Source organism: Candidatus Hydrogenedens sp. (assembly GCA_035361075.1).
GTDB lineage: Bacteria > Hydrogenedentota > Hydrogenedentia > Hydrogenedentales > Hydrogenedentaceae > Hydrogenedens.
This window is the reverse complement of sequence record DAOSBX010000022.1, coordinates 40,115-55,151: the sequence shown is the minus strand read 5'-3', so window position 1 is coordinate 55,151 and position 15,037 is coordinate 40,115. Positions and strand designations below refer to the sequence as shown.

Here is a 15,037-nt window from a genome sequence, read left to right as displayed (position 1 = left end):
TTTTGTTTCATTATGAAATATAGATGAATTTTTTTGTAACATTTATCTAAGTATCATTTAAAAAAGACTGATAAAAATTGATAATTTACTTGGCACAATGGTTGCTAATATATTGAAAAAGATATTTAAAAGAAAGGAGAGAACAAACTATGAGATTTGATAGATTGACTATTCCATTACAAGAAGCAATATCTGAAGCCCTTGATTTGGCTTCAAGCAAGGGACATCCAGAAGTTACTTCTTTACATTTACTAACGGCGTTACTAAGTAAGAACCATTCTGCAGTTGTGCCGATATTACAGCGACTTGGCATATCGAAAGGGCAGGTAAGTAGCCTAATTGAGCGGGATATGAAAAAACTACCCCATGTTTCTGGTGCTCATAATCAGAATCTTTCTCATGAATTACAACAAGTTTTAGAGGTGTCATGGAATTTTGCAAAGACGTTGAAAGACCAATATCTAAGTTCTGAACATGTCCTTTTGGGCATGGTACGTGATAAAACGAATTATGCAGGAAGAATTTTAAAAGAGTTGGGTATTACTGAGGATGCTATCCTTTCAGCCTTAAAGGAGGTGCGAGGGAATCAAAGGGTAGATGACCCGAATGCGGAATCAACTTATGACGCTCTCGAACGGTTTAGTCGCGATTTAACTCAATTGGCAAGAGCAGGCAAGTTGGATCCTGTTATAGGTAGGGATGAAGAGATACGTCGTGTTATTCAAGTATTGTCGAGAAGAACCAAAAATAACCCCGTACTGATTGGAGAACCTGGCGTAGGTAAAACAGCCATTGTAGAGGGTTTAGCCCAAAGAATTGTTTCGGGAGATGTTCCTGAGACCTTGAAGAATAAACGAATTGCGGCACTCGATTTAGCCGCTTTAATAGCAGGAAGTAAGTTTAGAGGTGAATTTGAAGAACGGCTAAAGGCTGTTTTATCTGCAATTCAGGAATCAGATGGAAATATTATTCTGTTTATTGATGAGATGCACACGCTAATTGGTGCTGGTTCAGCAGAAGGGGCTATTGATGCCTCTAATATGTTGAAACCTGCATTGGCAAGGGGTGAACTGCATTGTATTGGTGCTACAACCTTAGATGAATATCGGAAACATGTAGAAAAAGACCCAGCACTTGAACGGAGATTCCAGCCTATAATAGTGGATGAGCCCAATGTTGAAGATACAATTGCAATCTTACGTGGCTTAAAAGAAAAGTATGAGGTTCATCATGGTGTGCGAATTCGTGACGATGCTATCGTCTCAGCCGCTTATTTAAGCCATAGATATATTACAGACCGATTCTTACCTGATAAGGCTATTGATTTAGTGGATGAAGCTGCATCGCGGTTGCGTATAGAAATTGATAGCATGCCTTACGAAATAGATGTGTTGGATAGAAGAATACGACAATTAGAAATTGAGCATTTGGCTTTAAAAAAAGAGACAGAAAGGTCAGGAGTTGAGAGACGTGAAGCAATTGAAAAGGAAATTGCTGAGTTACGTGAAGAATTAAATGCTAAGAAAGCAAAGTGGCAAAATGAAAGGTCTGTTATTAATCAAATTCGTGAAATAAATGCAAAGATTGAAGAAGCAAAACGACAAGCAGATATTGCACAACGTCAAGGGGATTTGGGCAAAGCATCGGAGATTCTTTATGGCGAACTAAATCAATTGAAGAAAGAGTTGGAAATAAAGAAAAGAGAACTTGACGAAATCCAGAGAAATGGGAGTTTTTTGAGTGAAGAGGTTACTGATGAACATATATCCAAGATTGTATCCAGCTGGACAGGAATCCCTGTAGACCGTTTATTAGAAGGTGAGATGCAAAGGTTGGTTAATATGGAAGAACGTCTTTCAAAAAGGGTTATAGGTCAAAAAGAGGGTATTCGTGCAGTATCTGATGCAGTTCGACGTGCACGTGCAGGTCTGAAAGACCCCAACAGGCCTATCGGTTCATTTATTTTCCTCGGTCCTACGGGTGTTGGAAAAACAGAGCTGGCTCGTGCATTGGCTGAACTTTTATTCGACTCTGAAAATGCAATGATACGTATTGACATGTCTGAGTATATGGAAAAACATTCCGTGGCTCGTCTTATTGGTGCTCCACCTGGATATGTTGGATATGAAGAAGGTGGGCAATTGACAGAGGCAGTTAGAAGAAAACCTTATAGTGTTATTCTAATGGACGAAATTGAGAAGGCACATCATGAAGTATTTAATATACTGCTCCAATTATTGGATGATGGGAGATTAACAGATGGGAAAGGTCGAACGGTAGATTTCCGAAATACAATAGTGATAATGACATCCAATTTGGGAAGTGAAGTGTTCCAAAAAACAAACATGGATTACGAGAAACAGGTGGAATATGTCACAAATGTGTTACATAATCATTTTCGTCCAGAATTCTTGAATCGAGTTGATGATATTATTCTCTTCCATCCCTTAACGAAGAAGGAAATACGAGCAATAGTGGATTTACAGATAAATCAAGTGGCGAAAAGGTTGGCTGAACGTCAGATTAGTATTTCTATAAGCGATAAAGCCAAAGAACAATTGGCAGAAGAAGGTTATGACCCTGTGTTTGGTGCAAGACCTTTGAAACGCTTGATACAACGTAAGATTGTAGACGCACTTGCAATACAAATCTTATCAACAAATATTAGTGAAGGAGACCACCTGATTATTGATGTAAATGAGAATAATGAGTTCATATTTACGCATAAGAAAGCAGAGTGCAATGTGTAAAATTGATTGATGGTAGAAAAGCCTCCTTCTTAAATAGTCTATCTCAAAAAAAGAAGGAGGCTTTTTATGGTATCAAGAGAGCTGTGCAGAGAAACGGAATGAAAATCTTAAAATAATTAAAGCAATTAATAATGTAGTAATAGTAATGGAAAATCCCCACCATAACCATTTACATTTATAAACAAATTCAATCTGATGGTCTCCTTCGCTAAGTTCAACCCCACGAAACGCAATATTCACTGGAATTATGTCTTTTGCAACTCCATCAACACTAACTGACCATCCAGGATAGTATGTATCAGCTAATACTAAGATACCTGGTTTTGTCTTCTCTACCTTTATGTGAACCTCTGTAGGTGAAATGGTTTCAATAGTAGCAGGCATTTCAGGAATAGAGCCTGACTCGGGGATGACCGTATTTTCAACTAAATGAGGAGTGTCTGATGTAAGTAGTTCTGGTAATACTTTATCTACATTTTTACCCTTATAAATAACATAAGCCCTTCCAATATTGGAATCTATTTGGAAGATAGCCACCCCAGAAGAAAATATCTGTTTTAATTTTACTTCTTGCCGTATAGCAGATATAGAATCTGGCATTTTATTTTCTGGTGAAGGTGTATAAATAAAACATGACGTTCCTGTTCTTATCCATAATTTTGGTTCCTTCAATGCTTGGGTCATAAAGGCATAGTAACGTTCTGTACATTTATCTTTTGGTATCACCATCATTGTGAGTGTTGATGGTGGAAAAATAATATTTTGTGCGTCCTCTGTGCCAGCAAATCGGTTTCCGTATGCTTCTAACTTAGTTATGATTTCATTATTAGGTGAGAATAATATGGAAGGTGTTGTTGGCCTGTATGGGTAATATAGTAGGGAAAGTGAGAGTATAAAAAGTAATGAAATAATAAAGCCAGCGTTACGAGGTGATGGAGAAAAAAGACTTATTAATAAATAAATAATGATAAGAAGTAAAAACAGGAGCCCCAACCCGAACTCCAGCCAGAAGTTATTAATTCCTATAAAATTGGTTATTTTCCCAATACTGAAACATAGGAAAAGAAGTAACCAGAATATAGGTGCAATAAAAAGGAGCCGTTTTAAGCATTGACGGCATTCATCTGGTGGAAACAAGTTCCATGACTCTATAGCGAGGCCTATTATAAAACCAGTAGATAAGATAATAAGCCAACCAATATGAACTATAGAGAAATTAAATGGGGATGGGAGAGATATATTGAGATATGGGAAGAAAACAAGTACTATGAAGATAAATATACTTGAGAAGAATAATAATTCAATTTTATCTTTTGTCTCTTTTGAAATGAGATGTCGTGCACTTAACCATAATGGGAGAAGTAAAATGGCACAAATTCCAGGTGAGCATAGAAGAATAACTGAAATATATTTTGAATTTTCTGAGGATATAGCCTTAGGGAGGAAAAGACCCGCCAAATCGCGAAGCATGAATCTTATTGGGTGATAATTCTCAGCGAATTTAGCTCTATGTGCCCACCATTCAAAAAAAGGCAATAGTTGGAATGCAATAAATCCATTTGCAACAATCCACGCAAGGATTATAAAAAGTATAGAACTAAAATGATATTGCTTTCCTGATTTGGAAAGGTAAAGCATAAAAAATATGTATAACACTGTAAATGCAAAAATGAGCAATATCGTCTGAATGTCGCCTCCCAGTTCCATTATGGCAATGATAAAACTTAATAATATCCAAAAGCGGGGGGAGTGGCAAAAAATTTTGTTCAAGACGAGCAGATATATTGGGAAAAGTACAAGAATATCTGTCATAGGATGTATAGGGGTATATAGTAATGGTCCTGCGGTTTGGAATATAACAGCCACCAGTAAACCTGTGGATGGAAGTAGTCCAAAGGATATTGCAAGAAAATAGGTGCTGATACCAGCAACAACCATTTTAAACCATATACTTGAGTATATAGCCCATAGGAAAGGTAATAGGTAAAAGGGTAGACTGAATAAGGAGAAAGCACGACTACTCCAACGTGCTAAGAAAGGAATGCCACTGCCTGTTGTGTGATCCCATAGGAGAGAGTAACCATCTTTGACTTTAGATAAAAATAGGTAATCCGACAAGTATCTGGAGGTATCTGTAACATAGTCATTGGATGCTAATGGGACTTGAGATAGAGTTTTTCCTTCCATCCATATAGGGTTATTGTATAAGGAATAGTAGTTTCCAGAGACACGTTGGTTGGAGATGTCAATTGCAAGGATAACTGCTGGGAATAAGAGCAGGAAAATGAGGATTGTTATATGGTCTCTTTTTGATTTAGATATATATCTGTATTCATTTGACATTTTTAATTCTCTTTATAGATAAATATTTACCTATTATTCTACTAATAATTCTTTGTGATTATAAAGGAAAATGACACTGTTTTAAGTTTTTTTCTTAGGGGTATGGATACTTATTCCGTAATAGTCTTCACTTGCCTCCATTATCGTTTCGGATAAGGTAGGATGTGTAAATATAGTATCGACTAACTCTTCTACTGTGCTTTCTAACGAAATAGCGACACTGGCTGTGGCAATAAGTTCACCTGCTTCGTGCCCCAATATATGGACTCCCAAGATTTCATCTGTTCGACTATCACCGATAATTTTTACCAGACCTTCAGGTTCGCCAATTGAATGTGCTCTTCCATTTGCAGAGAAAGAGAACCGTCCAATTTTTATCTCGAGATTTTGTTCTTTCGCTTTTTCTTCTGAAATACCAACACTGGCAAGTTCAGGGAAAGTGAATGTACATGCAGGTATTGCCCGATAATTCATTTTTCGATTTCCACCTGTAGCGTTAGTAGCTGCAACGATACCCTCGTTGGAAGCCCCGTGTGCCAGCCATGTTCGGTCAATAACATCGCCAATAGCATAAACGCCTGGAACGCCTGTTTCCATTTTCTCGTTTACTGCGATGCCACCTTTTTTATTGATTTTTAATGCACTACGAAGTGGGTCCTGTATGCATTCTGAATTGCAACGCATTCCGACACATACTAATACCATATCTACTTCTATTTGGGTTGATTTAGCCCCTTCTATTGTGAGAAGAACACTATTTTTGTTTACGGTTGCATCTTTTAATTTGCTTCCAGTGTATACTTGTATCCCATCTTTTTTCAAAATGGATTCAAGTCTTTTTGTTAATTCTATGTCTTCTTTTGGCAGGATATTGGGCATCATTTCGACAAGATGAATTTCTGCACCGAAACTGTTCCAGATACATGCAAATTCGCAACCAATAGCGCCAGCTCCAATAATCCCTATTCGTTTAGGTATCTCTGTTAATTCAAGAGCCTGAGAACTATCGATAACAAGTTTTTTATCGAAAGGAAGTATTGGTAATTCTACAGGTCTACCACCTGTAGCAATGATGATGTTTTTAGTGGTTAATTTTTTCCCTTCAACATCGACTTCATTAGGTTTATTGATAATTGCTTCACCTTTAATCCAATCGATGTTGTATGATTTGAAGAGACGTTCGATACCACCTGTATTTAGGGAAATAACTTTGTTTTTTCTCAATTTTAATTGATTTAAGTCCAATTGAAGATTTTCGACAGAAATGCCAAATTCAGTTGCCTTTTTTAATTTTCGATATAAACCTGCAGTGTTAATTAGGGTCTTGGTAGGTATACAACCAATATTAAGGCAAACACCGCCAAGATATTTTTTTTCGATAACGGCAGTTTTGGCACCTCTTTGAGCACTGCGAATAGCGGAAACATATCCACCTGGACCTGCCCCAACGATGATAACATCATAATCTGGCATAATCTATCTCCTTGTTGTTTTTATCGGATATATAAGTATTACATAAAATCTGCTGATTCTAATATTTCACGGAATCGACCCATAAATTGTCCACCTAACGCACCATCAATGACACGATGGTCACAAGACATAGTAACCTTCATGATGGGTCGGATAAAGATGCCACCGTCTACAACCGTAGGACGTTCTTTTATTTGTCCTACCGCAAGGATGGCACTGTCGGGTTGATTTATAATTGCAGTAAAATGGTCTACACCATAAGGTCCGAGATTGGAAACTGTAAAGGTATTTCCTGTGTAGTCGTCCGGAAGTAGTTTGTTATTCTGTGCTTTTGTAATGAGTTCCTTAGCCGCTTTTGACAAGCCTTCAAGTGATAATTCCTGAGCTTTTTTTATCACAGGCACAATCAAGCCTTGAGGTAATGCTACCGCTACACCTAAATTGATGTCAGGCATTTGAATGATACAATCTCCACCCCATTGGACATTAACAGATGGAAATTCTCTAAGTGTTCTTACGACAGCATATAGGACAATATCGTTAAAAGAAACTTTAAATGGTAGTTGACTGCGTAAAGATTTAGCATTTGTCATGTCGATTTCAACTGTAATGTAATAATGAGGTGCGATGTGGATACTTTGGCTCATACGTTCAGCAATAATTTTCCGCATCGGAGTTAGCGGAATCCTTTGAAGAGTTTCAGGAAGGGAAGATACAGGAGAAGGTTCTTTCTTCGGTATTAATTTTGCTTTTTCTATATCTTCCTTTGTAATTTTTCCATGTGGACCTGTTCCAGACACGGTTCTGAGGTCGATACCTTCTTGTTCTGCCAACTTCTTTGCCACAGGTGTGGCTTTTGGCACGTTGCTTAATGCATTTTGGACATCAGAGGACATAATTCTACCGCCTACACCTGAACCAGTAACTAATTCTAATGGGATATTAGCATCACTTGCAGTTTTTTTAGCCCGAGGAGAGGCAATTACTTTACCAGAGTGATAAGATTCTGTACGAATAGTGTCTGTTTTTTGTGTTGAACTTTCCTTCGGTACTTCTTCCTTTTGTTGAGGTGATTTCTCGTCTGATGGGATAGCCTCTTTTGTTGGAACGGAAGGACTGCCACTCATATACTCAGAAGGAATTGCCTCATTCTCTTCTCCAATTAAGGCTATTACCGATAAAACAGGGACTTCAATGCCTGCCTCTACTAATATTTTCAAAAGGATACCACTGGTAGGAGACTCGACTTCTATTTCTGCTTTATCTGTTTGGACTGTAAATAGAGGTTCTCCTTCCTTTACAGGTTCACCTTCCTTTTTTAGCCATTGGACAATCGTTGCTTCTTCAACAGTTTGACCTAACTTTGGCATTTTAACTTCAAACATCGGTGTCTTCCTTTTATTTTGGGGTTATTAAGTTCATATCTTTTAATTTTTGTATAGAGTTTATTACTAATTCGTATAAAGGATTTATTATGTCTATCTTACAAATATTTTTTAATACCCATTCATCTCCATAGTTTTTTCTACATTCTATCAATTCTTGGCTGGTTTCATCTTCACCGTTATAATAAATTGCACCTGCAATTCCCAAACTGACGTGTTCAGGGTTGATACCTGCTCTAATGCAATACATGCCAGGCCCAATAAGCCTTTCACCTGGGCCTAATTTACGGATAGGATCCCGAGCAACACGTTCTATCTGGTCTCCTAACCCACGATTATTATATCTTTTCAAAAGGTCATCAATGTACTGATCGAGTTCTTCGTAGGGTAGTCCATCTAACTTGTGAATAGCCTGAGCACTTTCAAGACCCGCTTTTTTTGCTATATTTCTAATGGTCTCATCCTCTACCGATTCCCAAATGTACTTATAATTTTTGAGTTTCCCAAGATAGGCACAGACCGCATGAGTTAAATTGTGAACGTACAGTTTACGATGTACATAAGCTGAAAATGGACGACACAATTTCATTCCCTTTATATTTGGAATCTCTCCTTTTAATGCGTCTTTATCTACAGGCAATTCACAATATTCTTCTACGCGAATCAACAAAGGATGTTCTTTTAGGTCTTCGTGACGAATAATAGGAACCATTCGCCCAATAGATGCTTCAACTAACCCAATATTTTCATCAAATCGCTGTATTAATTCTTTGGGTAGATGGGATGTAATCGCTTTGTAAAATGTTTGTTTCGGTTCTGGTAGATTCTCACAAATAATGATATTGAGTGGTTTTATCTCAGTTTTATTTAGTCGATTAATAATACCTTTTGCTAATATTGATGAGACATCCGCAACCCCTTTTGCGCCAACTGCGGTAGCAATAATATCAGCAGTTTCAACATACGTTACCACCTCGTCTACTTGAGATAGTAAAACAGCTTGAATATTTTGTACTGTAATGATTTGTTCTGTCTCGCCGACAATTTTTATTGGATACATTTTTAATTGATTAATATTATGAACCAATTCTGGCACCACATCTACGAATATAGTATGGTAACCACTTTCGTAAAAAAGTTGGCCTAAAAAACCTCGACCAATATTTCCTGCTCCAAATTGAACAGCTAATTTCATCAAGATACCCTTAACATTGGCTTTATCATATATACAAGGTTGGATTTGGTATTATATCATAGATATAATTTACGGTGTAATACTTGCCTTTTATAAATAGCACGATTAAAAATGTGCCGTTATTATGAATGAACTTAACATAAGGAGATAAATCATGAAGAAAGTCGGCTTTGGAATTATTGGTTGTGGTAATATAGGTCCTGTTCATGCCGCCGCAATACAAGCGGTTCCTTGTGCGAGATTAGTGGCTGTATCTGATGTGGTGGAAAAGAATGCTTTGCGGTTGGCAAATCAATATAATGCAGAGCCGTATACGGATTATAAAAAGATGCTGGAACGAAAAGATATCCAAGCAGTGTGTATTTGTGTTCCCAGTGGTTTAAGGGCAGAAATTGCTGAAAATTGTGCGGAAGCTGGAAAACATATATTATCTGAGAAACCTCTTGAAGTGACGACTAAAAGAATTGACCGTATTATTAAATCTGCGGATAAATATAATGTTCTATTAGGATGTATATTCCAAAGTCGGTTTGCAGAAGGTTCGCGATTGATCAAACAAGCAATAGAGCAAAATCGTTTTGGAAAATTGGTATTAGGTGATGCCTATATTAAATGGTTCCGTTCAAAAGAATACTATGCCAGTGCTTCATGGCGTGGTACGTGGAAATTAGATGGAGGTGGTGCTTTGATGAACCAGGGGATACATCAAATCGACTTACTTTTATGGTTTATGGGCCCTGTAAAGCGGGTTTTTGCTCAAACGCAATGTATCGCTCATGAAGGTTTAGAAGTAGAAGATTTAGCAACCGCTACACTTGAATTTAAAAACGGTGCTTATGGTGTTATTGAAGGTAGCACGGCTATTTGGCCAGGACACCCAGCACGTGTAGAAGTACATGGTTCGGAAGGTAGTGCAGTACTTGAAGATGGGAAACTTATTTTCTGGAAGTTCAGTATGAGGAAGCCCATTGATGCAAAGGTTGAAAAATCAATGTCGAAAGAATCAGAATTGGGTTCTGGTGCAAGTGACCCATTGGCAGCTTTGAAGATTGAGGGGCACCGTAGACAAATTGAAGATTTCGCTCAAGCAATATTAAAAGGTCGAAAGCCTGCCGTGGATGGAAGAGAAGCACGACATGCTGTTGAATTAATCGAATGTATTTACAAGTCTGCTCGTCTTGGTAAGTATGTTAATTTGTAAAGATGGCTTTAATATGGCATATAACAGTATTTTATTAAGAATAGGACTACTTACTTTTATTGGATTTTGTTGGGCTATTACGGCTTCCTTTTCAGCTGAAAATACAGTGAATCATAAGGATTTTGAAACGAATGCAACTACTACTTCGGTATCTGATGAAAAGCTGGTTCAGGTAGGTTCTGAAATAATAACCAAAGCAGATTACCAAGCCTATTTGCGATATAGACAGTTAGAATTACAGCAAACAGCATATTTAACTTCCCCTCAACATTACGAGCAATTTCAGCGGAAAGTCCTCGATGAGATTGTAGAACATACCATGATATTTTTGTTGGCGAGTCGTGAAAATATTACATATTCTCAAGAGGAAGTTGAACATATTTACGAAGAGGGTATTCAGTTGTTAGGTGGAAAAGAGGCTTATCAACGCTGGTTACAATCATATCACCTATCAGATGAATATATTAAGCAACAGATTATAAAGAAAATTATGGTAGATACGTATATTGAAAATATTAAAAAAACTGTTTCTATTTCTGAAAAAGATGTTGAAGAAGCATATCAGAAGTATAAGAAAATGGGCATTATCAAAAGAAATGTAGATACCTATGACTTTGCAAATATTTTAATAGTTGATTTTGTTGGAGACCCTGAGAAGGAAAAGTTGATTAATGAAATCTACCGAAGAACACAAAAAGGAGAAGATTTTTTTGCACTTGCTAAAGAATATTCACAGGATACATTTTCTTCCCATCAAAATTATATGTATTATGAGATGACACTAAATGATGTTCAACCCGAGATAAAACATTACCTGGTATTTCTTCCAGAGGGTGCTATTTCTCCTCCGTTTCGTTCACGAAATGGTTGGAATATAATTAAAATAGTATCAAAAAATAGCCCTGGTGACGTACCGCTGGCAAAGGTAGAAAAAGGGATTCAGAGAGACCTTGTTCAACAAAAGGTTAGAGAAGTATTAAAACAGGAGTTGGAAAAATTGAAAAATGAAATAACAATAACCTATTTCTATAACTAAAGAGATAATAGGGACTGATTCTATGGTAACAAAAGATGTGCTAATTATCGGTGGAGGAATGATAGTTCACGACCAAATTCTACCTTCGTTATATCACTTGCAAAGAATTGGTTTGATTGGGGAGATTTCTATTTGTGCGAGACATACGACACCGTTAAAACATTTGCAGGAAAGCCTATTTATTAGAGAGGCTTTCCCTGACCAAACATTTAATTCTTTTCCTTCTCTGGACACGTCCGAGAATGAATACTATCCAGATTTATACAAAGAGGCGATAAAGACATTATCACCCCGCCAATGTGTTTTTGTCGCATTACCTGACCATTTGCATTATCCCGCTATTATGGAAGCACTTGCTCATGAACAGCATGTAATTTGCGTTAAGCCCCTTGTTCAGACTTATAAACAACTTGTGGAGATTGAAAAAATATCAAAGGAAAAAAGACTTTTTGTGGGGGTCGAATACCATAAACGGTTTGATATCCGTTCCCTTTTGGCACGAAAGAATTATCAAAATGGATTATTCGGTGAATTTATCATTGGTGAGGCAAAGATGATTGAGCCTTACTATTATCGCCACAGTAATTTTCAAAATTGGTTTACCTGTGATATTTCCGACCCTTTTACTTATGTTGGCTGTCATTATGTTGACCTTGTTGCTTTTATTACAGGGCTAAAACCGGTATCTGTTTCTGTGGTTGGTATTAGAAAGCCATTCCCTAATGGTAATATAGGTTATTTGTGGTCACATGGTAGAGTAATTTATGAAAATGGCGGTATCCTATCTGTTATCAATGGTCTGGGTTATCCCGACCTGGGAGGCGGTAGTAACCAGCAAGGATTAGAATTATACTTTGAAAATGAAAATTGCACAACAACTTTGAGACATGATGACCAATTTCGTGGTGTGAGTTATAGTATTAAAGAGGAACTAACGGAACCGAGTAAAAAATTTTACACCATTAATACAGATTATTTCCGATTAGTGCCGTGGAATGGACCGGGATTGAAACCTGTTGGATATGGCTATACTTCAATAGAAGAATTAGTGCATTGTATAAAAAGAATTGATCGTATTGATGATAAACAAAAACAGTTAGAAGAAATGGAAAGAATAAATAATCTCAGTATTATTGCTACACCCCGAAACTCATATTACAATGAACTTATTAATGAATGTGCACGGTTATCTATTCAGGAGAATGGAAAAAACTATTCTATTGATTATAGTTTGGTCTCTATTTAATAAAAGTTTGGATAAATTCAATTTAATATAATAATTAAAAAAAAGAATGTCGGCAATATATCTATATTACCGACATTCTCTGTGTTTTTAAAGTATGACTTTAATTTTCAGAAAGAAGTTAATATACCAATCATAACAGCCATAGGTCTGTTAACAGGGGCTGGTTCACATTCCCCATATCTCTGAAATTGGACATGTCCATCCATGTAAAGAACATTTGAACCACCGGGAATATGGTTGTATGCAGATGCGTTGGTGGCTAATTGGTCAAACATGATCCATACCGAACTTTGGGCTTGTGCTGATGCAGCTGGATTGTTAATATCTGTAATTAAGAACCGCTCAATACCTTCACGAAGACGATACACTGTAGAACTACCACCATTCCCTAAACCTTGTGGTACAGTAATATCCTTGTCAACAGGCTCATAAATACCAGGTGGAACGTTATTAGGATTTGCAAGAATAGATGCAGCATTGGTTATTAAATTGGTTATTAAATAATTTAATGCCTCAGCTACTTGCTGGGAAACCTGAGTATTCATATCTATCTGAACTCCTAACAACTGAGCAAGAGTTGCAAACATAGGATAATTGCTTAATGGAGCAGTTAGGTCAGTACAATTACCTTTATCCAGAACCCAACCTAAATAACCATAGCTTGCATCGATTGCTCTGGCACATTTTCCACCATTATTATGTGCATAACCAACGCACCAATCTTGGTTAACATCTTCGTTTAAGTGGGCATTTGCAATAGAAGTCCCCAACTCTGCATCAGAAGGACAGAACATAATCATTGGGTCTGTTAAATATTCAGGGTATAGCACAAATACATTAGGGCCTGCATCTAAGACCCCTCTTAGCACTCCATCAACTCGAGGGTAACCACCTGCCTGAAGGGGAGGGAATCTTTCACCCTTAGCCTCATTGGAATACATTTTGAAGACGAGGCCCCACTGTTTTAAGTTGTTCTGACAGCTGGAGCGTCTTGCCGCTTCGCGTGCCCTTGCCAGTGCTGGTAACAATATTGCAGCGAGGATGCCAATGATTGCAATAACGACCAGCAGTTCGATGAGTGTGAAACCTTTTTTCTTCATAGGATAACTCCTTATGTTTTTTGTTAAAACACCTTTTTTGATTACTTCGCCCATTGAAGTAATCGTTTACCTTATAACTATATTATACACTATCAGATTATATTTGTCAAATTATTTTTTTGTATATAAATAACAATTGTTAAAATATAAAAAAGATTTAATATCTTTAATTTTTATGCTATAATATAGTAAACGGTTACCTAAAGGGAGATTTCTATATGTTCGAGAAAATAACAATTTACGATATTGCAAAAATGGCAGGTGTTTCTGCAAAAACAGTTAGTAAGGTTATTAATTTTAAGGATGGGGTTAAAGATGAAACTCGTAAGAAAGTGCTTGAAATTGTTGAAAAATTGGGTTATCACCCAAATATTTTTGCTCGTTCGTTGAGAGCAAATCAACCTGCATGTATTGGAGTTACGTTTCCTGCACCCATAGAGATAGTTCCTTTTAGTCCTAATTTTTTCCTATGGCTATTTATGGAGTTATATCGAGTATTTGGAAAAAAGGGGGAATATATTTGTTTTGATATGTTCCCTTATGAATTGGGAAAAATAGAAAATTATGCTCGGGGTGTTTTTGATAATCTTTTTAAAGCATGTATAATTGCAGGTCCTTTATCGTTATCGGATGTAATTGCGAGAAAGATTCATGTAACAGGTATTCCTTATGTAGCCTTTGGAAGATTGGAATCTTTTCCTGAGTTGTCTTATGCGACGGTTGATTATGAAAAAGCAGCTTATATAAGCACAAAATTTTTGATAGATAGAGGGCATAAATATATTGCTATATTACAGGGTTTCCACAATTATCAACCTGGGGTGGAACGAGTACGTGGATATAAAAGAGCGTTAGAGGAATCTGGCTTGCCTTTTTCTGAGAGACATGTGAAATATGTTAATTTTGGAGCGAGTAATGTAGCATTGCGGGTTCACCAACTTTTATCCGATACTAACATTACTGCTTTGATTGACAGTAGTGGTACAGAAAATGGAGAGGCAGTTCGTGAGGGAATAAAGAAGTCAGGACGGAAAATCGGTAGGGACTGTGAGGTATTAACCTGGACATACGAGGAGAAAGGAATTGTTTTAGATGAGGCTTCGGCTCATGTATGGTTACCTGTTCGCGAATCTGCATCAGAAGGTATTGAATTATTATCTAAATGGGTTGAAGGTAAAAGCGAGGGACCAATTAAGGTATTATTTAATCCGATTTTAGATACGGAACGGAAGAGTCAAAAGATTATAGAGCCTACACATAGATTTTTCGAAACACTTCCAGAGTAAATTATTTAATTTTGAGTATGCT

10 protein-coding genes are annotated in these 15,037 nt (G+C 37.0%); 5 read left to right on the top strand and 5 right to left on the bottom strand.

Annotation, left to right across the window (positions count from 1 at the left end):
• The first annotated feature begins 149 nt into the window (after positions 1–149).
• Positions 150–2,750, top strand: coding sequence for an ATP-dependent chaperone ClpB (gene clpB / locus PLJ10_08265; GenBank protein HOK09641.1), 2,601 nt, complete (start codon positions 150–152; stop codon positions 2,748–2,750).
• Positions 2,751–2,822: 72 nt separating this feature from the next.
• On the opposite strand, the gene PLJ10_08260 is transcribed toward clpB, so the two are convergent.
• The 4 genes from PLJ10_08260 to PLJ10_08245 all read right to left on the bottom strand — a co-directional run bounded on the left by PLJ10_08260 (position 2,823) and on the right by PLJ10_08245 (position 9,146).
• A complete protein-coding gene (locus PLJ10_08260) occupies positions 2,823–5,093 on the bottom strand; it encodes a YfhO family protein (GenBank protein ID HOK09640.1) in 2,271 nt (756 codons plus the stop codon).
• A gap of 81 nt (positions 5,094–5,174) precedes the next feature.
• Complete coding sequence (lpdA, locus tag PLJ10_08255) at positions 5,175–6,566, bottom strand: dihydrolipoyl dehydrogenase (protein HOK09639.1); 1,392 nt, start codon at positions 6,564–6,566, stop codon at positions 5,175–5,177.
• Between the two features lie 38 nt (positions 6,567–6,604).
• Complete coding sequence (locus PLJ10_08250; GenBank protein HOK09638.1) at positions 6,605–7,951, bottom strand: dihydrolipoamide acetyltransferase family protein; 1,347 nt, start codon at positions 7,949–7,951, stop codon at positions 6,605–6,607.
• A gap of 13 nt (positions 7,952–7,964) precedes the next feature.
• A complete protein-coding gene (locus PLJ10_08245; protein HOK09637.1) occupies positions 7,965–9,146 on the bottom strand; it encodes a mannitol dehydrogenase in 1,182 nt (393 codons plus the stop codon).
• Positions 9,147–9,300: 154 nt separating this feature from the next.
• Between PLJ10_08245 and PLJ10_08240 the strand changes: the two genes are divergently transcribed.
• The 3 genes from PLJ10_08240 to PLJ10_08230 are packed head-to-tail and all read left to right on the top strand — an operon-like array spanning position 9,301 to position 12,629.
• Positions 9,301–10,347: a Gfo/Idh/MocA family oxidoreductase gene (locus PLJ10_08240; protein HOK09636.1), complete on the top strand. Its 1,047-nt coding sequence runs from the start codon at positions 9,301–9,303 to the stop codon at positions 10,345–10,347.
• A 13-nt stretch (positions 10,348–10,360) separates the two neighbouring features.
• Positions 10,361–11,383: a peptidylprolyl isomerase gene (locus PLJ10_08235; protein HOK09635.1), complete on the top strand. Its 1,023-nt coding sequence runs from the start codon at positions 10,361–10,363 to the stop codon at positions 11,381–11,383.
• 22 nt (positions 11,384–11,405) lie between these two features.
• Positions 11,406–12,629: a Gfo/Idh/MocA family oxidoreductase gene (locus PLJ10_08230; GenBank protein ID HOK09634.1), complete on the top strand. Its 1,224-nt coding sequence runs from the start codon at positions 11,406–11,408 to the stop codon at positions 12,627–12,629.
• A 107-nt stretch (positions 12,630–12,736) separates the two neighbouring features.
• Here the strand turns inward: PLJ10_08230 and PLJ10_08225 are convergent, their stop codons facing one another.
• Positions 12,737–13,729 (bottom strand): DUF1559 domain-containing protein, encoded by a 993-nt coding sequence (locus tag PLJ10_08225; GenBank protein ID HOK09633.1) that lies wholly within the window; start codon positions 13,727–13,729, stop codon positions 12,737–12,739.
• Positions 13,730–13,947: 218 nt separating this feature from the next.
• Here PLJ10_08225 and PLJ10_08220 point away from each other — a divergent pair, with 218 nt between their 5' ends.
• Positions 13,948–15,015 carry a LacI family DNA-binding transcriptional regulator gene (locus tag PLJ10_08220; GenBank protein HOK09632.1) on the top strand — a complete coding sequence of 356 codons (1,068 nt, stop codon included), beginning with the start codon at positions 13,948–13,950 and terminating at the stop codon, positions 15,013–15,015.
• The last annotated feature ends 22 nt before the right edge of the window (positions 15,016–15,037 follow it).